This window comes from Aeromonas lusitana (assembly GCF_002812985.1).
GTDB classification, from domain to species: domain Bacteria; phylum Pseudomonadota; class Gammaproteobacteria; order Enterobacterales; family Aeromonadaceae; genus Aeromonas; species Aeromonas lusitana.
The window spans coordinates 72,799-97,537 of the sequence record NZ_PGCP01000001.1 but is presented as its reverse complement, the minus strand read 5'-3'; the positions used below and the strand labels follow the sequence as shown (position 1 = coordinate 97,537).

16 protein-coding genes are annotated in these 24,739 nt (G+C 62.3%); 6 read left to right on the top strand and 10 right to left on the bottom strand.

Going from position 1 to position 24,739, the window contains the following annotated elements; all coding sequences use genetic code 11:
* Window positions 1-54 precede the first annotated feature (54 nt).
* Entirely contained in the window at window positions 55-1,386 is a 1,332-nt protein-coding gene (tilS, locus tag CUC44_RS00425; protein ID WP_100858036.1) for a tRNA lysidine(34) synthetase TilS, read from the bottom strand.
* Window positions 1,387-1,513: 127 nt separating this feature from the next.
* Between tilS and CUC44_RS00420 the strand changes: the two genes are divergently transcribed.
* From CUC44_RS00420 to CUC44_RS00405, 4 genes are all read left to right on the top strand, one after another.
* Window positions 1,514-3,544, top strand: coding sequence for a M13 family metallopeptidase (locus tag CUC44_RS00420; protein ID WP_100858035.1), 2,031 nt, complete (start codon window positions 1,514-1,516; stop codon window positions 3,542-3,544).
* A gap of 75 nt (window positions 3,545-3,619) precedes the next feature.
* Complete coding sequence (locus tag CUC44_RS00415; RefSeq protein ID WP_100858034.1) at window positions 3,620-4,057, top strand: PliI family lysozyme inhibitor of I-type lysozyme; 438 nt, start codon at window positions 3,620-3,622, stop codon at window positions 4,055-4,057.
* Window positions 4,058-4,439: 382 nt separating this feature from the next.
* Window positions 4,440-6,170: an ABC-F family ATP-binding cassette domain-containing protein gene (locus CUC44_RS00410; protein ID WP_100858033.1), complete on the top strand. Its 1,731-nt coding sequence runs from the start codon at window positions 4,440-4,442 to the stop codon at window positions 6,168-6,170.
* A 63-nt stretch (window positions 6,171-6,233) separates the two neighbouring features.
* On the top strand, window positions 6,234-6,773 hold the full coding sequence (locus tag CUC44_RS00405) for a GNAT family N-acetyltransferase (protein ID WP_100858032.1): 540 nt from the start codon (window positions 6,234-6,236) through the stop codon (window positions 6,771-6,773).
* Window positions 6,774-6,826: 53 nt separating this feature from the next.
* Here the strand turns inward: CUC44_RS00405 and yjeH are convergent, their stop codons facing one another.
* Window positions 6,827-8,110: an L-methionine/branched-chain amino acid transporter gene (gene yjeH, locus CUC44_RS00400; RefSeq protein WP_100858031.1), complete on the bottom strand. Its 1,284-nt coding sequence runs from the start codon at window positions 8,108-8,110 to the stop codon at window positions 6,827-6,829.
* 130 nt (window positions 8,111-8,240) lie between these two features.
* Window positions 8,241-9,533: an HAAAP family serine/threonine permease gene (locus CUC44_RS00395; RefSeq protein WP_167388728.1), complete on the bottom strand. Its 1,293-nt coding sequence runs from the start codon at window positions 9,531-9,533 to the stop codon at window positions 8,241-8,243.
* A 499-nt stretch (window positions 9,534-10,032) separates the two neighbouring features.
* Here CUC44_RS00395 and CUC44_RS00390 point away from each other — a divergent pair, with 499 nt between their 5' ends.
* Both CUC44_RS00390 and CUC44_RS00385 read left to right on the top strand, forming a co-directional pair.
* On the top strand, window positions 10,033-10,938 hold the full coding sequence (locus tag CUC44_RS00390; RefSeq protein ID WP_100858111.1) for a LysR family transcriptional regulator: 906 nt from the start codon (window positions 10,033-10,035) through the stop codon (window positions 10,936-10,938).
* A gap of 106 nt (window positions 10,939-11,044) precedes the next feature.
* Complete coding sequence (locus tag CUC44_RS00385) at window positions 11,045-12,463, top strand: MATE family efflux transporter (protein ID WP_100858030.1); 1,419 nt, start codon at window positions 11,045-11,047, stop codon at window positions 12,461-12,463.
* Between the two features lie 22 nt (window positions 12,464-12,485).
* Here the strand turns inward: CUC44_RS00385 and pdxY are convergent, their stop codons facing one another.
* The 7 genes from pdxY to rnhB all read right to left on the bottom strand — a co-directional run bounded on the left by pdxY (window position 12,486) and on the right by rnhB (window position 24,692).
* Window positions 12,486-13,346, bottom strand: coding sequence for a pyridoxal kinase PdxY (gene pdxY, locus CUC44_RS00380; RefSeq protein ID WP_100858029.1), 861 nt, complete (start codon window positions 13,344-13,346; stop codon window positions 12,486-12,488).
* Between the two features lie 69 nt (window positions 13,347-13,415).
* Window positions 13,416-15,548 (bottom strand): lysine decarboxylase CadA, encoded by a 2,133-nt coding sequence (locus CUC44_RS00375; protein WP_100858110.1) that lies wholly within the window; start codon window positions 15,546-15,548, stop codon window positions 13,416-13,418.
* 76 nt (window positions 15,549-15,624) lie between these two features.
* A complete protein-coding gene (gene cadB, locus CUC44_RS00370; RefSeq protein WP_100858028.1) occupies window positions 15,625-16,959 on the bottom strand; it encodes a cadaverine/lysine antiporter in 1,335 nt (444 codons plus the stop codon).
* An 800-nt stretch (window positions 16,960-17,759) separates the two neighbouring features.
* Window positions 17,760-19,283, bottom strand: a complete 1,524-nt coding sequence (gene cadC, locus CUC44_RS00365; protein ID WP_100858027.1) for a lysine decarboxylation/transport transcriptional activator CadC — start codon at window positions 19,281-19,283, stop codon at window positions 17,760-17,762.
* Window positions 19,284-19,654: 371 nt separating this feature from the next.
* Window positions 19,655-20,605, bottom strand: a complete 951-nt coding sequence (accA, locus tag CUC44_RS00360; protein ID WP_100858026.1) for an acetyl-CoA carboxylase carboxyl transferase subunit alpha — start codon at window positions 20,603-20,605, stop codon at window positions 19,655-19,657.
* A gap of 16 nt (window positions 20,606-20,621) precedes the next feature.
* Window positions 20,622-24,101 (bottom strand): DNA polymerase III subunit alpha, encoded by a 3,480-nt coding sequence (dnaE, locus tag CUC44_RS00355; protein ID WP_100858025.1) that lies wholly within the window; start codon window positions 24,099-24,101, stop codon window positions 20,622-20,624.
* Entirely contained in the window at window positions 24,102-24,692 is a 591-nt protein-coding gene (gene rnhB, locus CUC44_RS00350; protein ID WP_100858024.1) for a ribonuclease HII, read from the bottom strand. It abuts the gene before it with no gap.
* Window positions 24,693-24,739: the final 47 nt, after the last annotated feature.

Sequence of the window (24,739 nt, the reverse complement as noted above, 5' to 3'; positions counted from 1 at the left end):
GTTGGTGTCCCGCCTCACCAGCAGACCAGGGTGGCCTGCCTTAGCTATCCGGTATTACTCGGCAGCGGCGGCCTGCTGCCAGTGCCAATGAATGCCGCCTTCCTGCGCCAGAAAACCGTCGCAGACGAAGAGAGCGGCCACCGCCGCCACCTGTTCGCCGTAGTAGAGGATGGGAAGGCGGCCACGCTGCCAGGAGGGCACCCCATGCTCTTGCAACAACTTCTTCAGGCGCCGGCTGCCCCCGCGCCCCACCGGTTTGAGCATGCAGCCCGCCGCCACCTGAAAACGGACCGACAAAGGCTCGTCTGAGCGCGGCGCCCGCAACCCCTCACCCGCCACATTCCCCTGCACGCTGACGTGTCCCAATCCGTCCGGCAGCGCAACCGTCTCCCCGATCCGGATGGGCAGCACCTCGTGGCACGGTGCCAGATTGGGCCGCACCAGATGGAGTTGCCCCTGGAAGCGGCGGCACTCCAGCGTATTTAGCCGCAACTGCGGATTGGCATCCTCTCGCGCCAGTGCCACCTCTTGCCAAAGCAGGCCGAGCAGCTCGCGCGAGGGCATATCCCCGCCCTGACGGCGGATCCAGTGCCTCAGCAGGTTGTTGCGCCGGATGGCCGACAAGGCCAGCAGGGGCGCTATGCGCAGCGCCTCCCCTTCCCTCGCCTGCAGCCAGTCTGCCTCGGCCAGCTCGGTGATCAGCGCCTCCTGCTCGGCGCAGATGGCCATGCTGCGCGCCGCCGTCTGGGCCATGGCGGGCCAGCGCGCCTTGAGCTGCGGGATCAACTGCTGGCGCAGGAAGTTGCGATCGTATTCGGTATCCTGATTGCTCTCATCCTCCACCCAACCATAGGGCAGGGTGTCGGCCAGCTCGGCCAGCTCCCTGCGCCCGGTCTCGAGCAGTGGCCGCAACAGGCGACCGGCGGCAAACGGCTGGTTCGGCACCATGCCCGCCAGGCCTCGCAGCCCGGCGCCGCGCTTGAGGGCCAGTAGCAGGGTTTCCAGCTGATCGTCCTGATGGTGGGCGGTGAGCAGCCACTCTCCCTCCCCCAGATGCGCGGCGAGGCGCTCATAGCGCGCCTCTCGCGCCTGCGCTTCAAGGCTCTCGCCATTGCCCAACGCCAGTTGCACCCGCTCAACGATGAGGGGCACCGCCAGCCGTTGGCACACCCCTTCGCAGTGGCGCACCCAGTCGTTCGCGTGGGGACTCAGGCCGTGGTGCACGTGCAGGGCCCGCAGCCCGAGCCCGTGCTCGTGGGCAAACTGCGCCGCCAGCACCAGCAAGACGGTGGAGTCGAGCCCGCCACTGAAGGCCACCAACAGACCGCTGGAACCTTCGGGCGCCGGCAGGGTCTGACAAAAGCGAGAATACATACGAGAAATCATTGGCTTCCCCAAAATGGTCGGGCCGATCTTAGCAGAGTCAGGCTTATCAAGCGCTAACCCGACTGCTAGAGTGAGATTCTTCCCGATCTGGGCTGGGAAGCTGAATAACCCGAATTGGAATCAAACAATGAACAATAAGAAAAGCATACTCGCCGGCCTCATCGGGCTGGCCCTGCTGGCAGGCTGCAGTCAGGCGCCGGATACCAGCAACAAGCACTCCGGCCTCGCGCTGGCCAACATGGATACCTCGGTCAAACCCGGTGACGACTTCTTCCGCTATGTGAACGGTCACTGGCTCGGCACCGCCAAGATCCCGGACGACAGACCCGCCGATGGCGCCTTCTACATGCTGCGGGACAAGTCCCTCGCCGATGTGCGAGTGCTGGTGGAAGGGCTGGATGCCAAGGCTCCTGCGGGCTCGGAGACCCAGCAGATCCGCGATCTTTATCACAGCTATCTCGATCAGGCGGCTCGCAACGCCAAGGGCACGGCCCCCCTGCTGCCCCTGCTCGCCGACATCGACAGGATAAGTGACCAGCACAGCCTGGCCCGCGCCTTCGCCCAGAGCGGCCGCAGTGGCGGCAACGCCCCCTTCGGCTTCTGGATAGACGCCGATGCCAAGGCGCCGGATAGCTACGCTGTCTATCTCTACCAATCCGGCCTCAGCCTGCCGGACCGGGACTACTACCTCAAGACGGATGCCGCGAGCCAGGCGCTGCTCAAGAAGTACGAGCAGCATATCGCCGGCATGCTGAGCCGCTTCGGCGAGCCGGATGCCGCCGCCAAGGCCAAGCGGGTGCTAGCCCTCGAGACCCGGCTAGCCAAGATCCAGTGGGACAACGTGGCCCTGCGGGACAGAGAGAAGAACTACAACAAGGGGCCGGTAAGCGAGCTCAAGCGCCTCGCCCCCAGCATCCCCTGGGATGCTTACCTCGGTGAGGCAGGTCTCGCCGGCCAGCAGAGTCTGGTCATTGGCCAGCCGAGCTATCTCGCGGCCCTCGACGGCCTGATGCGCCAGACCCCGCTGGCGGACTGGCAGGCATACCTCAAATGGCACCTCATCACCGATTATGCCCCCTACCTCGACAGCCAGACCGATGCCCAGAACTTCGCCTTCTTCGGCACCACCTTGAGCGGTACGCCCAAGCAGCGCGCCCCCTGGGAGCGGGCCCTCGGGGTGCTGGACGATCACCTGGGCGAGGCGGTCGGACAGCTCTATGTGAAGCACTACTTCCCGCCCGCGGCCAAGGAACGCATGGAGCAGCTGGTGGAAAACCTGCGCACCGCCTACGGCCAGAGCATAGAGGAGCTGGACTGGATGTCACCGGCCACCAAGGCCCAGGCCAAGGAGAAGCTCGCCAAGTTCAGACCCAAGATTGGCTACCCGGATAAGTGGAAGGATTACAGCGCCATCAGCATCCGTCCCGACGATCTCGTAGGCAACCTGCAACGGGCCCGCGCCTTCGAATATGCCGACAACCTGGCCCGCCTCGGCAAGCCGGTAGACAGAAACGAGTGGCACATGTCACCCCAGACGGTGAACGCCTACTACAACCCGAGCAACAACGAGATAGTGTTCCCGGCCGCCATACTGCAGCCCCCCTTCTTCGACATGCAGGCGGACGATGCGGTGAACTATGGCGCCATCGGCGGGGTCATCGGCCACGAGATGGGCCACGGCTTCGATGATCAGGGGGCGAAATCCGACGGTGACGGCGTGATGCGCGACTGGTGGACGCCGACCGACCTCAAGGAGTTCCGCTTCCGCACCAGCCGGCTGGTGGCCCAGTACAACCGCTTCGAGCCCATCAAGGGCCAGTACGTCAACGGCCAGTTCACCCTGGGGGAGAACATAGGCGATCTCGGCGGCCTCACCATAGCCCACAAGGCTTATTTGCTGTCCCTGGATGGCAAGGAGGCCCCCGTGCTTGACGGCTTCACCGGCGAGCAGCGCTTCTTCCTGGGCTGGGCCCAGGTGTGGAAGGGTATGTACAGACCCGAGCTGATGCAGATGCTGCTCGCCTCGGATCCCCACTCCCCGCCCGAGTATCGGGTCAACGGTGTGGTGCCGAACATCCCCGCCTTCTACGAGGCATTCAACATCCAGCCCGGTGACAAGCTCTATCTGGACCCTGCCAAACGGGTCAAGATCTGGTAATCAGGGCAACGACACGGCAGGGGCTGGTCCCCTGCCACTGACACAGCAACGCAAGCAGCAACAAGGGTCACATCCATGAAAGCCTTATTTATTACTCTCGGTCTGCTCGGCCTGCCCCTGACCTCCCAGGCGGCGGAGGGCTTCTTCCAGCAGCTGACGCTGCCCTCGGGCCAGGTGATCACGGTCGCCGAGGGGCGCGGCGAACCCGCCTCCATCGGCAGCTACGACGTGCGCCTCTACTCAGGTGCCAACCCCCAGTTTCCCCTCGATCAGTTCATCGATGGCAAGGTGATGGGACGGGACGGCAGCATCAAGGCCCTGAAGTTGCAGGATCTCAACGGAGACAAGCAGCCCGAGCTCATCGTCATAGTCGAGAACGCCGGGACCGGCGGCTATATCAGCGCCGATGCCTTCACCATCAACCCGCAACAGGGGCTCGACAGCTTCAATCATGTCACTGAACTGGCCCCCACCGATGATGTGATCCAGGCCCTCAAGACCCCCCGCGACTGACACCTGATCCCACTTTGTTTCAGGCGCCCCGCACCGCGGGGCGTTTTTGTTGTGGCGCAGCCCTGTACACGCCGCTCCCCATGGTGCTGCTACGGCGCCTCTATTCTCCCGATAGACGGTTATTTTTTCTGCGCTTATAATCCCCTCACCCAGCCATAACGAAACACAAGGAGGTAAAAAATGGTTATCCAAGCGTGTCCGATGTTCTCGGCTCGCCTGTTCGGCACATTCGAGTGCTCTTGCCTGCATACCATCGCGCTGCGATAGCGGGTTCGAGCAAAGCCGACTCCTTCCTATACCGAGACCTTTCTCGACTCTGCCGTTGTCGCCAGCGCTCCTGATGACAGGGATTTCTGATCCCGATAGTTAAGAGAGCAAGAGCATGACAACCCTGATGAGTACCCACTCCCTGCAGATGACTGCGGGACACCTTCCGTTACTTGACAACCTCAATCTCAGCATCCAGAGCGGCGATCGCATTGGCCTGATCGGTGCCAATGGCTGTGGCAAGAGCTCCCTGCTGTCCCTGCTCGCCGGTCAGTGCCAGCCTCATGAGGGGCGGGTGCAGCAAGCCAGCCTCTGCCGCTGCGAGTTCGTGGCGCAGCATCTGCCCATACGACTGCAGAGCCTCAGCACCCGTGCCGTGCTGCTCGATGCCATGGGGATGGACCCCGCCCTCGACTGGCAGGTGGACAAAATGCTAACCGACCTGCAACTGGAGGAGCAGGCGGAACTGCCGGTTGAGGCGCTGAGCGGCGGCCAGCACACCCGCTTGCAACTCGGCCGCGCCCTGTTGCGCCAGCCCAATCTGCTGCTGCTCGACGAGCCCAGCAACCACCTGGATCTCCCATCTCTGCTCTGGCTTGAGCAGTTTCTGCTGGGCTGGCGCGGCGCCCTGGTGCTGGTCTCCCACGATGCCCGCCTGCTCGACAGGGTAACAAGTGATACCCTCATCCTGCGAGACGGCCGGATCCACCGCTTCGCCCTCCCCTGCAGCCAGGCAAGGACGGCGCTAGCCGAGGAGGACGAGCAGACCCGCCAGCGCCGGGCCGACGAGCAGAAGGAGATAGACCGTCTGAGCGCCAGCAGCAAGCGCCTCGCCACCTGGGGCCGGGAGCATGACAACGAGAAGTTGGTGCGCCAGGCCAAGTCCATGGAGAAGCGGATCATCAAGCTGCAGGAGGAGCAGAGCGTCGTCGCGGCCAACGCCCCCTGGCGCCTCGAGCTGCGTGGCCTGAGTCTGCCCGCCGATGCCCTACTGCGACTGGAAGCGCTCGACATATGCCCGGCCCCCGGTTTGCCACCCCTGCTGCGGGCCGAGGAACTCAGGCTGCGCTCCGGTGACAGGGTCGCCCTGCTCGGCGCCAACGGTGCGGGCAAGTCTTCCCTGCTGCGCCAGTGCTGGAGCGAGCTCTGCACCCAGTCACCCAGCGAGGGTTGGTATTGGCATCCGGGTGCCAGCATCGCCTATTACGATCAGTCTCTGCAGCGGCTCTGCGACGAGGACACCCTCACCGATGCTCTCTATTCCCTGGCACCTCTGCCAGCGGTGGCCCTGCGCCAGGCCCTGATCCGGGCGGGCTTCCCCTACAGCCGCCACGGCCAAGGGGTCGCCACCTTAAGTGGCGGCGAGCGGGCCAGGCTGCTGTTTCTCGCCCTCTCCCTTGGCAATCACCATCTGCTCTGGCTCGATGAGCCCACCAACCACCTGGACTTGGCAGGCAAGGAGGAGCTGGCCGAGGCGCTCAATGGCTTCGCCGGCGGCGTCTTGCTGGTCTCCCACGACCGGGATCTGATCGAGCACAGTTGCAACCGCTTCTGGCTGATAAAGGAGGGGCGGATTGTGGAGGCTCACAGCGCCGAGCGTGCCTATGCCGAGCTGATCGATAGTCAGCAGTGGGACCCTGCCCACGACTCGCTCGATCCGACTAGCGCACCACAGATCGGCATTGAGTCTGACGAAGAGCGGCAACTGGCGCGCTGGTACGAGCTGGAAGCTTTGCTGGCAGCCGATCTCGCCCGCAAACCCAGGCATCAGACCCCAAGGCTGCAACAGGCATGGCGCGACGAGTTGCATCAGCTCACCGCATGTCTTGGCCTCAACGAGTGCTGATCCACCTGTTCCATCTATCCCATTGACCCAAGGGCGGCCAGCGATGGCCGCCAGGAGACACCTATGTCACCCCCATCAGCAGCCAACCTCATTCTCAGCCCCATCCAGGCCAACGACCTGGCCCACATCTACCGCGGCCTGTCGGATCCCGACGTTATCGCCTACTACGGCGTCAGCTACGACAGCCTGGCGGCCTGTGAGGAACAGATGGACTGGTACGCCGAGATAACCCGGAGCGGCAGCGGCGCCTGGTTCCTGATCCGCGACCCGAATACCCATGAGCCCATGGGAGCCGTCGGCTACAACGACGCCGACCCGCAGCACAAGTGCGCCGAGCTAGGGTACTGGCTCTATCCCGAATACTGGGGCAAGGGGATCATGGGCGAGATCCTGCCCCAGGCTCTGGCCTTGATCTACCGCACCACGGATCTGCACCGGCTGCTGGCGGTGGTCGAGGAGCCCAATACCCGCTCGGCGCGCCTGCTCGAGCGAGTCGGCTTTCACTATGAAGGCACGGCGCGGGAGTGCGAGATCAAGGCCGGCAAGTTTATCTCGCTGCACCACTACGCCATCTTGCGCAGCGATCTGCCAGGCAATCTCTAGCCAACAAAAAGCCCCGCACTGCGGGGCTTTTGCCATAGGGTTATCCGCCGGGATCATTTGATGGCGGAGAGGGAGCCCTCATCGTGCAGGCGCCGACGACGGGCGCGGCGCCACACGGAGAAGAGACCGTAGCCCAGGCTCAGCAGCACCGCATAGAGCACCTCGGAGGCGAGCGCCACCAGCACCGCCAGGCAGAGCAGCACGCTCAGCCCCGCCAACCCCTTGCCCATGCCCCCGAGCAGGCGCCAGCCCGCCGCCATGCAGAGCAGGTAGACCAGCACGAAGTTGCCATTGGCGTAGCGGATGAGCGCATCCAGCGGCAGCTTGAGCCAGAGGATCAACGTGATGGAGACGAGGCAGATGGCGAGCACCCAGCACAGGGCATTCAGGGGAGCGCCCCGAGCAGACAGCCTGGATAAGGAGGCGGGCAGCTTGCCCTCCCGCGCCATGCTCCAGATCAGCCGCGCAAAGCCCTGCAGATAGATGTTGATGCTGGCAAAGCAGGAGAGATAGCCCAAAATGGCCACCAGCCACTTGGCGGTGGGCCCGAACAAGAGCGAAAGCAGGGCCGGAATGGCGGTGGCGTTCTTCGCCTCATCCCCGTAGAGGCCATATTTGAGCACCACCAGGGAGTGGATCCAGTAGATGAGCCCCGCCAGCAGCACGCCACCGAGCAGGGCTATAGGGTAATCCCGCTCCGGCCGCTTGAACTCCTCCCCCATGTGGGCGAAGGCTTCCAGCCCCACGAAGCACCAGAACATCACCGCCAGCGCCGTGCCCATGGCGGGCCACTCGGCTGCCGTGGGCAAGGGCTGGGCCGCATCGCGCCAACTGATCTCCCCCTTGAACCAGATGAGCAGGGTCAGCCCCAGAATGGCCAGGGCGATCAGCAGTTGCAGATTGCCGGAGGAGCGCGCCCCGCGCAGGCCGAGCAGGAAGACCCCGAGCAGGGTTAGCAGCTGGATGGCCCACAGGGTCCATTCCCCCAGGTTGAACAAGGCATGCCAGAAACCGGCGGCTATGGTGAGGGCGGCGGGCAAGCCCACCGGCAGCACAGCCAGAAACAGGAAGGCGGAGAAGCGCTCGGCGCCATTGCCAAAGGCGAGGCCGATGAGGTGCGGCGCCCCGCCCGCATGGGGGTAACGGCGTCCGAGCCGGGCGAAGGTGAAGGCGATGGGCAGCACCAGCACGATGAGCAGCACCCAGGCCCACAGCGACGCCCCTCCCGCCAGCGAGGCCGCGGTGGCCGGTACCACGAAGATCCCTGTGCCCAACAGGGAGGTGGCGAGCAATCCCATCCCCTGCCAGAGTCCCAACTCTTGTTTTAACGTCGACATGTCCCTTGTCCGAAGTGAAAAACCGCCCACCATGGTAGGCCGCTCCCGCTCCTTTGTTAAGCACCTGTGTCCAAAACAAAAAAAGCCGCCTCTTTCGAGGCGGCTTTCTCACAAGCACTTGCCGGAGTTATCAGGCAATCAGCTTGTAGATGATACCGGACATGGCGATCAGGCCGATGATGGTCACGAAGCCGTTGCTGATGTTGCCAGCGTATTTGCGCATGGCAGGCACCTTGGCGATGGCGTACATCGGCATCAGGAACAGCAGCATGGCGATGATGGGGCCGCCCAGGTCTTCGATCATGCCGAGGATGCTCGGGTTGATGGTGGCAATGGCCCAGGTGGTCAGGATCATGAAGATTGCGGTGACCTTGTTGAGCTGCTTGGTATCAACCTGCTTGCCCTTCTCGCGCAGCGCCTTGGCCATCAGGCCGTTCATGCCTTCTTGCGCCCCCAGGTAGTGACCCAGGAAGGACTTGCTGATGGCGACCATGGCGATGAGCGGTGCCACGGTGGCGATGACAGGGTTGTCGAAGTGGTTGGCCAGGTAGGACAGAATAGTGATGTTCTGTTCTTTGGCGGCAGCCAGATCAGCCGGGGAGAGGCTCAGTACGCAGCTGAACACGAAGAACATGACGGTCATGACCATCATGACATGAGCGCCCAGCAGGATGTTGCTGCACTTCTTCTCGGCGCCTTCACCGTAGCGACCCTTGTTGTCCACCGCGAAGGAGGAGATGATCGGCGAGTGGTTGAAGGAGAACACCATGACAGGGATGGCCAGCCACAGGGTCTTGATGAAGTCACCGTTGAAGGCGTCAGACAGGGCAGGCGCTTCTGTGATGATGGCACCGTTCCAATGGGGGATCAGGTAGAGCGCCAGACCCATCAGGGTGATGACGAACGGGAATACCAGCACGCTCATCGCCTTGACGATCACCTGACCACCGAGGCGAACGATCGCCATCAGGCCCAGGATCAGTACCAGGGAGAGGATGGCACGGGGCGGAGCAGTCATGCCCAGCTGGTGCACCATCAGGCTCTCGACGGTGTTGGTGATGGCTACCGAGTACATCAGCAGGATCGGGTAGATGGCGAAGAAGTAGAGCAGGGTGATGAACTTGCCTGCGGTCTTGCCGAAGTGCTCTTCCACGACTTCGGTGATGTCGCCATCACGGGTGGAGCCAGACAGCACGAAGCGGGTCAGACCGCGGTGTGCGAAGAAGGTCAGCGGCAGGGCCAGGATGGCCATGGCCAGCAGCGGCCAGAGGCCACCTACACCGGCGTTGATCGGCAAGAAGAGCACGCCGGCACCGATAGCGGTACCGTACAGACCCAGCATCCAGACCAGATCGGCCTTATTGATGCCACGGGAAGCCTGACTGGCTAAACGACCATCAACTGCAATATTCATGTCGGACATATGTTGTTCCTATCATCAAGGAAAATGGAATCTCGTTGTTTATTGGCCACCCGGCCTGGTTCCACTTCCCTGGAACGCCTGCTGTTCATCCTTGGTCTTCCCTCTCACACCGTGCCAAACAGAGCTCCGCTCCCTGCGGCAACACCTTGGCAGCAAATTGGGGTGTGAGATCCTGAACTCGGTTGGAATACGGCCCTGATTTAACAATTCAGAAACACGCATCTCGTTCGATGGGCTGACTCTAATTAAATGGCCTTATTAATCACAGCGTTTTTTTGAATTAATCAACCAAAGTTTGACTGTGGTCGCCTTTCGGTCGCGTCAGCTCACATTTTGAGTGCCAATTTGTTAGTATTTTTTAACAATTAAAAATTGTTTCAATAGATTCCAATACTTATCGAGATCAACAAACCCGTAACATGAGCCTGGTTGGCGGCGGATTGTGCGCGTCGCCACCTTGGCGTACCCTTGCTTTTCCCTCTCCAGCCGCCGAGCCAAGATGACCATCACCCGCACCGATCTCGCCGAGCTGGCGGTATTTGCCGCCGTCGCCCGCCACCGGAGTTTCAGCAAGGCCGCCCTCGAACTCGGGGTCTCGGCCTCCGCCCTCAGCCACAGCTTGAAGGGATTGGAGCGGCGTTTGGGGGTCAGGTTGCTCAACCGCAGCACCCGGGCCGTGGTGCCCACTGATGCGGGTCAGCGCCTGCTGACGCAACTGCTGCCGACCCTGAACCAGCTGGAAGAGGCGCTCGACGAGCTGACCCACCACAGCGATGAGCCGGTCGGGCGGCTGAAGATCTGTGCGCCCCGGGCCGCCATTCAGGAGCTGCTGGTGCCCGTGCTCATCGACTATCTGGTGCGCTACCCGCGCATGCAGGTGGAAGTGGTGGAGCTGGAGCTGATGCCGCGCCTCATCGAGGATGGCTACGACGCCGCCATCTTCTATGGGGATCTGCTGCCCAAGGAGATGATCGCCGTCCCCCTCGGGCCGCAGCAGCGCTATCTGGTGGTGGGATCGCCAACCTATCTGGGAGCCCGTGGCGCCCCCGCTCACCCGAGCGAGCTGAGCCAGCACGACTGCATCGGTTATCGCCTCACCCCTCACCACCACTATCGCTGGGCCTTCGCCGCCGACGGCAAGTTGCTGGAAATAGAGGTGAGCGGGCCGCTGACCACCAGCACCCCGGCCCTCTATCTGGGAGCGGCCGAGGCCGGGCTGGGGCTGGCCTATTGTCAGGAGGACGAGGTGAGGGAAGCATTGGCACAGGGCCGGCTAGTGAGTGTGCTGGATGACTGGAGCCCCAGCTTTGCAGGTTTCAATCTCTTCTATCCCAGCCGGCATCAGCTGGGCAGCGGCCTGAGGGCCCTGATCGACATGCTCAAGGCCTATCATCAGCCGCGCTAATTACTGAAAATTACTCAGCAATTCATTAAGTAGAAAGCTGATTATCAACTAAATCATCTTAATCTAGACTGTCTGCTCGATAATCGAACTCCTCAAGAGAACAGATATGTCTGCTTACTTCACCCTGCGTCAACGGGCCATGACCCGTCGCTTCTGGGGCTATGCCTTCCCCTCCATCCTCGCCATGCTGGTCTCGGGTGCCTATTACCTGGTGGATGGCATCTTCGTCGGTCACTACGTGGGGGCCGCGGGCCTTGCCGGTATCAACCTGGTCTACCCGGTCATCATGGTGCTGATTGGTCTGGCCGCCATGATTGCCATGGGGGCCGCTACCGCCATCTCCTTCCAGCAAGGGGCAAAGAATACCAGGCTGGCCCGCCAGGCCCTGGTCAATGCCTTCTGGCTGGTCCTGCTGCTGGGGATCCTTGCGCCCCTGCTGCTGCACCATTGGCGCACCGACATCCTGCTGGCCCTGGGGATAGAGCAAGGCTCCGAGATCTGGCAACAGGCCGGTGACTACCTCTACTGGATTGGCGGCGGCACCCTGCTGCTGGCCAGCAACCTGGCGGTGCCCTATCTGCTGCGCAACGACGGCCGCCCGGCGCTGGCCATGATCCTGGTCAGCAGCGGTGCCATCCTCAACATAGTGCTCAACTACCTGATGGTGGGCCTGTGGGGGCTGGGGCTCACCGGCACCGCCCAGGCGACCCTTATCTCGGAGGGCGTCGTCAGCCTGCTGGGGCTGGGTTACTTCTTCACCCCCTATGCCAAGCTGCGCCTCTCCCTGCGCCATCTCGTGCCCCACCTGCCGGCCATGCCCAGGTTGCTGTTCACCGGTCTGCCGAGCCTCATCGCCCAGTTCAACCTCGGGCTCTTGCTGCTGCTGCACAACAGCCAGCTGATGGTGCACGGCTCGGTCAAGGATCTGGCCGGTTTCACCGTGGCCGGTTACACCGAGGCTGTGTTCATCGTCATCCTGCAGGGGCTGGCCTTCGGCATCCAGCCGCTCGTCAGCCAGGCGGCGGGGGCCAGGCGTCATCGGGATCTGAAGTTCCTGATGGAGATGGGGCTCAAGATCACGCTCATCTACGGCCTCGCGGTCTGGCTGCTGATCCAGCTGCTGCCACAACCCCTGGCCATGCTCTACACCGGCAGCCAGGATCCCGAGCTGATGGCGGCGGCGGTGCGTAGCCTGACCCTCAACCTCGGCGCCATTCCGCTGGAGGGGATCATCATGTTCGGTATCGTGCTGCTGCAGTCCATGGCCCGCACCAAGCAGGCCCTGCTCATCTCGACTGCCAAGACCCTGCTGCTGCTGCCGCTCATCGTCCTGCTGCCGCTCTGGTGGGGCCGTGACGGCGTGCTGCTGGCCCAGCCCGCCACAGTGCTGCTGCTGACCCTGCCCCTGTGCTGGCTGCTGTGGCGAGAATGGCGTCGCCTCAAGCTCGCCTGCGCTCCTCTGAGTCAGCGCCGCAGCCAGCCGATTTCCGCTCGCCAGGGTGTGCTGGCCCGCCGCGCCGGCTGATCACGACCGCATCACGGGCTGGCTAGAGCCGAGTGGCGCGGGTGCGCACATGGGGCTCGGCCAGCTCGTCCTGGGCGGCCACCAGCTGTAATTCGCCGGCCTGATCTAGCCAGGTTCGGGCCAGCACGGCGTCCACGCTGGCGTTGGTGAGCTCGAACGCGGTCACGGGATCGCAACCGTCCACCAGATTGGCCAGCATGGTCGCGCTCAGCAGATCCCCCACCCCGATAGGCTGGCGATGCATAGCATAGAGGGGGCGAGCGATGTGATACGCCCCCTCGTCGCACACCAGCAGCATCTCGAAACTGTCCAGATTGAATCCGGCCCGCCCCAGATGCTTGACCAGCACCAGCTTGACACCGCCGTCCCGCAACTGCTGGCAAGCCGCCAGCGCCTCGGCCAGGTTGTGGATCTCCCTGCCCGTCAGCTGTTCCAGCTCCAGCAGATTCGGGGCCAACATGTCGGCGCAGGGGAGCGCCCGGTTTTTTAGAAAATCGGCGACCCCGGGGGCGACGATACACCCCTTGTCGGGATGCCCCATGACGGGGTCACAGAAGTAGAGGGCATCGGGATTGAGGGCCTTGAGTCTGGTCACCGCCGCCAGTATCTCCTCCCCCTGCTCGGCCGAACCGAGATAGCCGCTCAAGACAGCATCGCACCGGCCCAGTACCCCTATGTTGGCAAGGCCCGCCATCAGCTGGCTGATATGGCCCTTGGGCATCACCATCCCCTGCCAGCCTTCGCTGTACTGGGTGTGGTTGGAGAACTGCACCGTATTGACGGGCCACACCTCTATCCCCAAGCGACGCATGGGAAACACGGCGGCACTGTTGCCGGCGCAGCCGAACACCACGTGGGATTGAATGGAGAGAATTCGCTTCATGATGACTCACAAAAACAGATAAGCCTGAGGGGAAAAACGGGCCTTGCGGCCCGTTGTCATCACTCTTTATTAACGCAGCACCTTGACGGTGTAGCTGCCATCGGTCTGGCGATAAAGACCGTGGATGTCGGTCTCGAAGCCCGGGTAGTGGGCCCCGATCTCGCACAGCATCTCCAGGAACTCCAGCACCGGCAGGGAATCCTGGGTCACCATCTCGCCCGGCAGTACCAGGGGCACTCCCGGCGGGTACGGCAGTATCATGTTGGCGCTGATGCGATCCACCATGTCACGCAGCGGCACCTCCACCACGTTGCCGGCCAGCTCTTGCTGCCAGGCCAGGTGCGGGGTCATCTTCATCTCAGGCAGCACGTCGAACGCCTTGAACATCAGCTCCGGCAGACGGTACTTGCTGGTCAGCTCGTGAATGCGCTGGGCCAGTTCCTGAATGCGCATGCCTTCGTAGAAGCTGGGATCCTCGCGGTAGAGCTCCGGCAGTATGCTCTTGATGGTCAGGTTCAGGTCATAACCGCGCTTGAACTCGGTCAGGGCGCGCAGCAACTGCATCGCCTTGGACTGATCGATGCCGATAGAGAACAGGAACAGCAGGTTGTAGGGGCCGGTTTTCTCCACCACTATGCCGCGCTCGTCCAGGAACTTGGAGACCAGGGAGGCAGGGATACCGCGCTCCAGCAACTGACCGTCACGACCCATGCCCGGGGTCAGCAGGGTGACCTTGATGGGATCCAGGTACATGTGGTCATCGTCGATGCCCTTGAAGCCGTGCCAGTCATCTTTCGGATCCAGCTTCCAGCACTCGACGTTGTCGATGTCGTCCGGCTGCCAGACGTCGAAGAACCAACCCTCGCTCTGCTCCCGCAGGCGCTTGATCTCTTTACGGAAGGAGATGGCGCGCACGATGGAGTCCTTGATCAACCGCTTGCCGGTATTGCCACGCATCATGGCGGCGGAGATCTCGGTGGACGCCACAATGCCGTACTGGGGCGAGGTGGAGGTGTGCATCATGAAGGCTTCGTTGAAGGTCTCCTCCTCCACGTCCCCCTTGATGTGGATCATCGAGGCCTGGGAGAAGGCCGCCAGCAGCTTGTGGGTGGACTGGGTCTCGTAGACCACCTTGCCCGGGATGGCGTCGCCGCTCATGCCGCACTTGCCTTCATAGATCGGGCTGAAGTTGGTGTAGGGCACCCAGGCACTGTCGAAGTGGATATAGGGGGTGTCCAGGGTCTGCTTGATGAAGTTGGTGTTGTAGAGCAGGCCGTCATAGGTGGAGTTGGTCACCACGGCGTAGCGCGGGGCCTTGGCACCCGGGGTCGCGGCCACCTTGGCGGCTATGGTCTCGCGGCTGAACTCGCTCTGGGGAATGCCCCCCAGGATGCCGTAGGCGTTGCGGGTCGGACGGAAGTAGATGGGGGTCACGTCGTTCATCATCATCAGATGGGTGAGCGACTTGTGGCAGTTGCGATCCACCAGCACGGTACTGCCCGCCGGCGCCGAGAACATGCCGACGATCTTGTTGGCGGTGGAGGTGCCGTTGGTGACGATGTAGGAGCGATCCGCGTTGAAGGTACGGGCGATATACTCCTCGGCCTCCTTGTGGGGGCCCGAGTGATCCAGCAGGGAGCCGAGCTCCGGCATGGAGATGGAGACGTCCGCCTTGAAGGCGTTGGGGCCGTAGAAGTCATAGAAGATGCTGCCGGCCGGGCTCATCTGGAATGCGGTACCGCCCATGTGACCCGGAGTACAGAAGGTGTATTTGCCCTCTTCCACGTACTTGAACAGCGCCTTGGTGAAAGGGGGCAGGATGGCATCCTGATACTCGTTGGTGGCCTGGGCCATCTTGAGGCAGATGTCATCGGCCATGCCGAGGCGGTACTCGAAGAAGTGCACGTTCAGGCGCAAGTCGGTCAGGTGAATGTCCAGGGTGGACTGGTCGTTGGCGAAGGCGAAGATCGGCAGCTTCTCGTTGCGATCGTGGATCTCCTTGCACAGGCCGAGGGAATACTTGTCCCAGTCGAAGATGGCGCCGCAGACACGGGGGTTCTTCTCGATGAGCTTCAGCAGATCGGCCACGTCGACCGGGTAGACGACCTCGAAGCCCTTGCGCTCGAGGGAGGCTTGCAGCTGGCGGATGGGCTCTTCTTTGAAGAACACGCCCAGGTGGTTGAGGATGGCAATGATATTCATCTTGATGCTCCACACGTGATGGGGCGCTCTCCATCAGGGATGGTGAGTGGAGAGCGCTCGGAAAAGGGAAACGGAATTAGTGGCTGGTCTGCTCGTTTAGCAGGGAGTCGTGCTGACGCAGACCCTGTTTTTTGGCGTAGAACATCAGGATGATGAGCGACACCACGAAGGTGGCCGTGAGGTTGGAGCCCTTGGCCCCCATCAGCGCCACCAGGCAGAAGACGCAGGCGACACCGGAGAAGATCATGGCGCCCAGGTTGCGGGAGGTCATGCCCTCGAAGCGGATGAGGTTAATGCTGGAGTAGAAGTAAGGCAGCATGGTCAGCAGCACAGCGTCGGTAGTCAGCACGTTGAACAGGTCGGCGGCATGGGCGGACTGGGAGGTGAAGGCAGTCAGACAGATCATCAGCGCCGTCATCATCAGGGACGCCAGGATCAGCCCCTTTCTCGCGACACCGTTCTTGTCCAGCTCGCCGTAGATCTTCGGGAAGTTGCCATCGTGAGCGGCTCGCTTGCCCGCCTCGCCCACCAGCATCATCCAGGAACCGAGAGAAGTGAAGCAGGCCAGGGCGGTGAAGGCAGACACAAAAGGCGCAGACCAGTTGCCGAAGATGGCGGACGAGGCCATGGCGAACGGCGCGCCGGAGGCGGCCACTTCACCGGCCGGGAACATGCCGCTGATCACCTGGGTGGAGAGGATATAGATGACACCGGCGATGGCGGTGCCCAGCATGGTAGCGAGCGGCACTGTGCGCTTGGGGTTTTTCACCATGCCGGAGGAGACGGCGGCGGACTCGACCCCGACGAAGGACCAGAGGCAGATCAGCACGGCGCTGATGACCGCATGGGTGTCGGTGCCACTGGTGGTGTTCCAGTTCTGGCGATAGACGTTCATGTCGAAGTGATCCCAACCGAACACGGCTGTGCCCACCACGGGCAGCAGGATCAGCACCAGGCCCAGGGTACAGAGTCGGCTCACCCAGCTACCGCCGAGCAGGTTGACGAAGGTGAAGATCCAGACCGCCGCTATGGTGGCCACGGCCGCCGGTATGGGGTCGTTGAGGATGGGGAAGAAGACGGAGAGGTAGGAGACGCCTGTGATGGCGATGGCCAGGTTGCCTATCCAGTTCGCGTGGTAATAAAGCACGCCGGTCTGGAAGCCGAACACAGGGGAGATCTCGCCGGCATAGGCGATGGGGCCACCCTCTTGCGGGTTCTTGGTGGCGAGGCGGGCGAATACGAAGGCCAGCCCCATGGCGCCCACCAGGCAGATGGCCCAGCTGAACACGGAAATTGAACCGATCGTGGCCAGGGCGGAAGGCAGCAGTGCGATGCCGCTCCCCATCATGTTACCGGCCACTACACCTGTACAGGCGATAAGGCCAATCTTCTTGCTCGTATCTAGGGACATAAATACTCCGGGTCGATATAAAAGTCGGTCGTCAGGCAGCTGCACCACCAACGGATTGGCCACAGACTAGGCCTCCCCTCCCCGGAAAACATAAAGACCCGCTAAGGGATAAAACCATGAGTGAAGTTTTTTGCCCCTGTCCCTGATAATCATAAAATTCATTTAAAAACAGCATCTTGATAGATGAGCCACTAACCACCTTGATAAAACCCTGATATCCCAACTCGCCCCTTGATGACACCGCTTACGGGATCCGCGCCACCTTGATATTTTTCCTGAGCCCCTTGATGGGCCAAACAGATCCATCCAACCCCACAACAACCCGAGCCAGGCCAAGGTCTGGGCAGAAAACGGTTATTCACCCCCCGCCGACCCCCTCTCCTGGCCCAGAGTTGGCTGCGTCAATCGACACAATCCGTGCACAAACCACGGCTTGGCAGAATATAAATAGCGATAAACAGGGCGAAGGCAGCGCAAGCCATCTGTCATATCAACAAAAGCAGAGGGTTCGCTTGTTCGGGGTAATGGAAGAGGCAGGGTCGGCACGGCTTGTCGCGATCTCGACTGCGAGCGAGCCATAAGGGCGAGCCAAGTATCACAGTGAGCGCAGCGCAGGGAGGGATGTCGTGGCTAGCGAAGGTGTTGGAGATAGTGAGGAAGTGGATAAGCTAGACGGGATAGATGGAATAGATGGGTAGAGAAGGTGCAGCAAGGCGGGGGCAGAGCACGGAAGTGCGCAGATGGCACCAGACCCAGGGCCGCCCGCAGGCGGCCCTGGTCGATAAGGAGTTAGCTCACGGTCAGAACAGCTTCACCTTGCTCTGACCCAGGGTGTTGAACAGGGCCGGCGCCAGCGTCTCCATGTTGCTGTAGAAACCGAGTCGCTGGCAGAGCAGATAGGTCTGCTCGGTCGCCTCCATCAGGAAGGCCTGGCTGTAGGCATCCCCCGCCACCTCGGGGCGGCCGTCCAGCTCCGCCAGCTTGCCCTTCAGAATGTGATAGAGCACGGTGCGGCCACGGCCGGCGGCTTGCGCCAACAAGCGGTTCGCCTCCTGCTGCTGACCCCCCAGGATGGCTTGCAGGGTCAGCGCCTCCCACACCCGCGCCGGCAGGACAGCATCCCCCTGCACCACGCTCGCCAGATGGGCACCTATCTGCTGCAGGTGATCGCTCTGGGGATTGCCGGCCAGGGTGGCCAGCGCCTCCCCCGCCAGATAGCGCTCCGCCAGCAGCAGCGGCTGATCCGGCTGGGCCAGAAGCGATGCGTCGAGCAGCTCGATACCACGCCTGAGGGCCACAGGGTCTTGCTTGTTGGTGTAGTAATGGGCTTCCATCAGAGCCATCAAGGCCCCGTTGTCCGTGGGCCAGCCCGCCCCAGGGGTGGCATCCGCCTGATCCAGCACCCGCAGCAGATCCTGGCTGCTCTCTTGCAGCACCTCATGCACGTTGTGGCGGCTGATCTGGTACTGGTGGCTGAACAGCACCCGGTTGGTGTTGATGTTGCGGTACTCCAGATCCAGATAGGTGCCCCCGGGCTGGCGGGAGACCCGCACGCTCAGCTCCTTGCCGGGCCGGATCCCCCCCATCAGGGCGGTGGCGCCGTATTGCACCCGAAGCGGGGTGGCGGCCGCCACCTCCCCCATCAGGGCGCGGGTGATGCCGTCGGCGAGGCGCACGTTCTCGTTGTCGCCATCGATACCTGAGTGAAAGCGAAACACCAGCAGGCCGGGATCCAGCATGGAGTGCACCTGGGGGCTGGCGTGCTGATAGCTGAGCAGGCTGACGATGGTGACCAGCACCACAGCCACGAACAAGTCGAACCCTATCATCCGCCGGCGGCTTTTACCGTCCCTTGCATGGGTGGAGATGGCGCGGGTCAGGGGGCCGGCCGGGAAGGGCGCCGCGCTGTGGTACTCGTCGCTGGCGACCACTGGCTGGCTGGGGGCGGCAGAGCGAGCCTCGGAGGCGGGCTGCTCATCGGCCATCACCACGGAAACCACCTGCAGCGGGCGCACCGGCGCCACCAGCTTGTAGCCACGTTTGGGTACGGTTACGATATAGTCGGCGGCGTCGTTGCGGCCGTCTTTCAAGATCTTGCGCAACTCGAAGATGGATTGGGTGACCACCTGATCGGTCACCTCGGCGCCGTCCCACACCTCGTTGATCAGGACGTCGCGACAGAACACGGTACCGGCGTGGCTCGCCAGAAACCGCAACAGATTGACCAGCCTGGGCTCGAGGTAGACCTCGCGCTCCGGGCGACACAGCATGTTGTCGTCGACCCTCAGGGTCCAGTCATGGATCTCAAAAACCGATTCGCTCATGATTCACTCACTGCAGATGGAGGCTGTGCACGATGAGAGTGACGTAACTGGGCAGCTGACGCTGGAAGGCTAAAAACGGTGCCGCCGGGGCGGTGAATATGCCTGCGAGTCTGGCGAGGCCAGCCTGGTTACGTCTGGAGAGCATCCTTGCGGGCATTCCAATCTTGCCGATCGGAAGGAGGGCACTGTAAGCAAAACGGGAGCCAGATCCCACTTTTTTCGCCGATTAATTGGCGCTGACTTGATCCCACAGGGGGTTTGCGCTGTCGCATGCGACAATTGGCATCAGATTGACCACAATATAAGCACATTGCAGCATAAAAAAACCCCCGACGTGCGGGGGTTTCAGATCTCGGTTCAGGATGCGGGGCTTAGCAGTAGCCGTAGCCCAGCAGACGCTGGTAACGCTGCTCCAGCAGCTGCTCGCTGTCCAGCGGACGCAGGGCGTCCAGATCCTGCTTGATGCGATCTTTGAGGCGCTGAGCCATCAGCTCCACGTTGCGGTGGGCACCGCCGAGGGGCTCCTCGACGATGGCGTCGATGAGCTTCAGCTCCTTCAGACGCTGGGCCGTGATGCCCATGGCATCGGCGGCGACCGGTGCCTTGTCGGCGCTCTTCCACAGGATGGAGGCGCACCCTTCCGGCGAGATGACGGAGTAGGTGGAGTACTGCAGCATGTTGACGCGGTCACCCACGCCGATGGCCAGTGCGCCGCCGGAGCCGCCTTCACCGATGACGGTGCAGACTACCGGCACGGTCAGACCGGCCATGACCTTCAGGTTGCGGGCAATCGCTTCGGACTGGCCGCGCTCCTCGGCACCCACACCAGGGTAGGCGCCCGGGGTGTCGATGAAGGTGATGATCGGCATCTTGAAGCGCTCGGCCATCTCCATCAGGCGCAGGGCCTTGCGGTACCCTTCCGGGCGCGGCATGCCGAAGTTGCGCTTGATCTTCTCCTTGGTCTCACGACCCTTCTGGTGACCGATGATCATCACGGGCTCGCCGTCGAGACGGGCGATGCCGCCGACGATGGCCTTGTCATCGGCATAGGCGCGATCGCCGGCCAGCTCGTCGAAGTCGGTGAAGATCTGCTCGATGTAGTCGAGGGTGTAGGGGCGCTGGGGATGACGCGCCATCTGGGATACCTGCCAGGCCCCCAGATCGCCGAAGATCTTCTTGGTCAGCTCTTCGTTTTTCTTCTCCAGCCGGCGAATGTCCTCGCTGAGATCCACGGCATTGTTATGCTCGCTCACATGGCGAAGTTCATCGATCTGCGCCTGCAATTCGGCGATCGGCTGTTCAAAATCCAGAAAAAGACTCATAGGGACAATAGATCCTCTAATCAAAAACCAATTCAACCCGCTCTCGTCCAAGCAGGACTCGCAAGTCATCTATCAGTTGATCGGTGGGCGTCACCCGCCACTCGGTACCGAGCGTCAATCGCGCCCGGGAACCGGGCCGACGATAGTTTACCTGAACCGGACAGACTCCGGCACGGGCGGGTTCCAAAATCTCGCACAAACGCGGGAAAAAGCGCTCATCAATGCGTTGTTCATCGAGGGAAATGCGGATCGCCCTGGCGAAACGCTCCCTCGCATCGTTAATATCCAGCAATTCGCGGGCCGACATTTTAAGGCCACCGGAGAAGTCATCAAAGCTGACCTGTCCAGAAACCACCAAAATACGGTCTTTTTGCATCAATTCTTCATATTTTTCCAGCGCTTCACTGAAAAGAGTCACATCCAGACGGCCGGATCTGTCGTCCAGGGTGAAGATCCCCATCTTGTTGCCGCGCTTGGTCACCATGCTGCGAGCCGCGATCACCAGCCCCGCCGCCGTGGTGACCGTGTCCCGGGAGGTGGGGTGCAGATCGCACAGCCGGCCCGAGGTGTATCGGCGCAGCTCGCTGCTGTACTGGTTGATGGGGTGGCCGGTGAGGTAAAGACCGAGCGTCTCCCGCTCCCCTTCCAGCCACACCTTGTCAGGCCAGTGGGGCACGTTGGCGAACGCCTTCTTGACGTCGTCAATCTCCTCGGTGAGCACCCCGAACATGTCTACCTGGCCCACCGCCTGGGCCTTGGCGTGCTGCTCGGCGGCGCGCATCGCCTCCTCCAGGGTCGCCATCAGGGCCGCGCGGTGCGGGCCGAGGCGGTCCATGGCGCCGGAGTAGATGAGCTTCTCCATCACCCGCTTGTTGAGCTTCTTGATGTCGACCCGGTTGCAGAAATCGAACAGGTCCCGGAAGGGACCGTCCTGATCCCGGGCGCTGAGGATGGCGTCGATGGGGCCTTCCCCTACCCCCTTCACCGCGCCGATACCGTAGACGATATGACCGTCCTCGTTCACCGAGAAGCGGTAGCGGCCTGTGTTCACGTCTGGCGGTATCACGGTGAGGCCCATGCGCTGACACTCGTCCACTAGGGTCACTATCTTGTCGGTGTTATCCATGTCGGCAGTCATGACCGCCGCCATGAATTCCGCCGGGAAGTGGGTCTTGAGCCAGAGCGTCTGGTAGGAGACCAGCGCATAGGCGGCGGAGTGAGACTTGTTGAAGCCGTAGCCCGCAAACTTCTCCACCAGATCGAAGATCTTCATCGCCAACTCGCCGTCGACGCCGTTCTTGACCGCCCCTTCCTCGAAGCCGGAACGCTGCTTGGCCATCTCGGCCGGGTTCTTCTTACCCATGGCCCGGCGCAGCATGTCCGCGCCGCCGAGGGTGTAGCCCGCCAGCACCTGGGCTATCTGCATCACCTGCTCTTGATAGAGGATGATGCCGTAGGTGGGCTCGAGTATGGGTTTGAGGCTCTCGTGCTGCCACTTCTCGTCCGGGTAGGAGATGGCTTCCTTACCGTGCTTACGCTCGATGAAGTTGTCCACCATGCCGGACTGCAGCGGCCCCGGTCGGAACAGGGCCACCAGGGCTATCATGTCTTCGAAGCAGTCGGGCTGCAGCCGCTTGATGAGATCCTTCATGCCGCGGGATTCGAGCTGGAACACCGCCGTCGTCTCGAAGCGTTGCAGCAGGGCGAACGACTTCTTGTCATCGATGGGGATGGCGGCGATGTCGACCGGCGGCTTGCCCTCTTTGGCGAGCCGCGGGTTTATCATGCCGAGCGCCCAATCGATGATGGTGAGGGTACGCAGCCCCAGGAAGTCGAACTTCACCAGGCCCGCGTATTCCACGTCGTTCTTGTCGAACTGGGTGACAGGGTGATGGCCGGAGTCGTCGCAATAGAGCGGCGCGAAGTCGGTGATCTTGGTGGGGGCTATGACCACGCCACCGGCGTGCTTGCCGGCGTTGCGCACAACACCTTCCAGCCGGCGCGCCATGTCGATGAGGTCTTTCACCTCCTCGTCCTGCTCGTACAGCTCAGGCAGCTTGGGCTCGGCCTCGAACGCCTTGGCGAGCGTCATGCCAGGATCTGGCGGAATAAGTTTCGAGATGCGATCCACGAAGCCATAGGCGTGACCCAGCACCCGGCCCACGTCCCGCACCACCGCCTTGGCCGCCATGCTGCCGAAGGTGATGATCTGGGACACAGCCTCCCGGCCGTACATCTCGGAGACGTGCTCGATCACCTCGTCCCGTCGGTCCATGCAAAAGTCGACGTCGAAGTCGGGCATGGAGACCCGCTCCGGGTTCAGGAAGCGTTCGAACAGCAGGTCAAATTCCAGCGGATCCAGATCGGTGATCTTGAGGGCATAGGCCACCAGGGAGCCGGCGCCCGAGCCCCGGCCCGGGCCAACGGGGATGCCGTTGTCCTTGGACCACTGGATAAACTCCATCACGATGAGGAAGTAACCCGGGAAGCCCATCTGGTTGATGACCTTGAGCTCGATCTCGAGGCGCTCGTCGTACTCGCCGCGCTTGGCGGCGCGCACCTCTGGATCCGGGAATAGGAAGGCGAGCCTGTCTTCCAGACCCTCCCTGGATTTCATCACCAGGAAATCTTCGGTGCTCATGTCACCGGTCGGGAAGTTTGGCAGAAAGTACTCGCCGAGGCGCACCGTCACGTTGCAGCGCTTGGCGATCTCCACCGAGTTCTCCAGCGCCTCCGGGATGTCGGCGAACAGATCCAGCATCTCTTCCTGGCTGCGCAGGTACTGCTGCGGGCTGTAACGGCGCGGGCGACGCTTGTCCATCAGGGTATAGCCATCGTGGATGGCGACCCGGATCTCGTGGGCATCGAAGTCATCGGCGTTGAGGAACACCACCTCGTTGGTGGCGACCACAGGCAAGTCGAACTCGGTGGCGACGGCCACCGCCATGTGCAGATAGGCCTCTTCATCGGGCCGGCCGGTACGCTGCAGCTCGAGGTAATAGGTATCGGGGAAGTGGGCCTGATAGAAGGCCAGGCTCTGCTCCATCATCTGGCGGTTGCCCTTGAGCAGGAACTTGCCCACATCCCCCTCTCGACCACCGGAGATCACTATCACTCCCTTGGCGTGATCGGCGAGCCACTCCTTGTCGATGACGGGGCGGCCCTGCACATGACCGCGCTGGTAGCCGCGGGAGATGAGCAAGGTGATGTTCTGGTAGCCGTCGTTGTCCATGGCCAGCAGGGTGAGGCGGAACTGCTCGTCACCAAGTTCCTGGCTCTGCACCCAGAAGTCGGCACCGACGATGGGCTTGATCCCCTTGCCGTGGGCCGAGCCATAGAAACGCACCAGGCCGCACATGTTCATCTGATCGGTCAGGGCCAGGGCCGGCATATTGTTGGCCGCGGCCGCGCCGACGATGGGGCCGATTTTTTGCAGGCCATCGACCATGGAAAAATCGGAGTGGACCCGCAGGTGGATGAAGCGAGGTTCGGCCATTTATTCGATCCCCAGCGCCCGGCGCACCGGTTTGAAGCTTTTGCGATACTCGGGCAGGGGCCCGCGCTCGGCCAGGATGGCGAGGTGCTCCGCGGTCGGATAGCCCTTGTGGCGGGCAAAACCGTACTCGGGATGACGGTTGTCGAGCGCTATCATCTCGGCGTCACGGGTCACCTTGGCGAGGATGGAGGCGGCGCTGATGGCGGCCACCAGGCTATCCCCCTTGACCACGGCGCGGGCCTCCATGGGCAGAGCCGGGCAGCGGTTGCCATCGATAAACACCAGCTCGGGGGCGACGGAAAGTCCGGCCACCGCACGCTGCATCGCCAGCATGGTCGCGTGCAAGATGTTGAGCTCGTCGATCTCCGCCGGACTGGCGCGGCCGATGGCCCAGGCCAGGGCCTTCGTCTTGATCTCGTCAAACAGCGCGAGGCGTTTTTTCTCGGAGAGTTTCTTGGAATCGGCCAGCCCCTGGATGGGATTGGCGGGATCCAGGATCACGGCGGCGGTGACCACATCCCCCACCAGGGGACCACGACCCACCTCGTCAACCCCGGCTACCCGCTTGTCTTGTGGAATCTCGATTTGCATATCAAAGCCTTGAATCAAAACCGGCCCCGCAGGGCCAGTGTCAGCAC

Bases quoted from the DNA above. Each gene is read 5' to 3' on its own strand.
- tilS (WP_100858036.1), bottom strand. From the start codon at position 1,386: ATGATTTCTCGTATGTATTCTCGCTTTTGTCAGACCCTGCCGGCGCCC.
- CUC44_RS00420 (WP_100858035.1), top strand. From the start codon at position 1,514: ATGAACAATAAGAAAAGCATACTCGCCGGCCTCATCGGGCTGGCCCTG.
- CUC44_RS00415 (WP_100858034.1), top strand. From the start codon at position 3,620: ATGAAAGCCTTATTTATTACTCTCGGTCTGCTCGGCCTGCCCCTGACC.
- CUC44_RS00410 (WP_100858033.1), top strand. From the start codon at position 4,440: ATGACAACCCTGATGAGTACCCACTCCCTGCAGATGACTGCGGGACAC.
- CUC44_RS00405 (WP_100858032.1), top strand. From the start codon at position 6,234: ATGTCACCCCCATCAGCAGCCAACCTCATTCTCAGCCCCATCCAGGCC.
- yjeH (WP_100858031.1), bottom strand. From the start codon at position 8,110: ATGTCGACGTTAAAACAAGAGTTGGGACTCTGGCAGGGGATGGGATTG.
- CUC44_RS00395 (WP_167388728.1), bottom strand. From the start codon at position 9,533: ATGTCCGACATGAATATTGCAGTTGATGGTCGTTTAGCCAGTCAGGCT.
- CUC44_RS00390 (WP_100858111.1), top strand. From the start codon at position 10,033: ATGACCATCACCCGCACCGATCTCGCCGAGCTGGCGGTATTTGCCGCC.
- CUC44_RS00385 (WP_100858030.1), top strand. From the start codon at position 11,045: ATGTCTGCTTACTTCACCCTGCGTCAACGGGCCATGACCCGTCGCTTC.
- pdxY (WP_100858029.1), bottom strand. From the start codon at position 13,346: ATGAAGCGAATTCTCTCCATTCAATCCCACGTGGTGTTCGGCTGCGCC.
- CUC44_RS00375 (WP_100858110.1), bottom strand. From the start codon at position 15,548: ATGAATATCATTGCCATCCTCAACCACCTGGGCGTGTTCTTCAAAGAA.
- cadB (WP_100858028.1), bottom strand. From the start codon at position 16,959: ATGTCCCTAGATACGAGCAAGAAGATTGGCCTTATCGCCTGTACAGGT.
- cadC (WP_100858027.1), bottom strand. From the start codon at position 19,283: ATGAGCGAATCGGTTTTTGAGATCCATGACTGGACCCTGAGGGTCGAC.
- accA (WP_100858026.1), bottom strand. From the start codon at position 20,605: ATGAGTCTTTTTCTGGATTTTGAACAGCCGATCGCCGAATTGCAGGCG.
- dnaE (WP_100858025.1), bottom strand. From the start codon at position 24,101: ATGGCCGAACCTCGCTTCATCCACCTGCGGGTCCACTCCGATTTTTCC.
- rnhB (WP_100858024.1), bottom strand. From the start codon at position 24,692: ATGCAAATCGAGATTCCACAAGACAAGCGGGTAGCCGGGGTTGACGAG.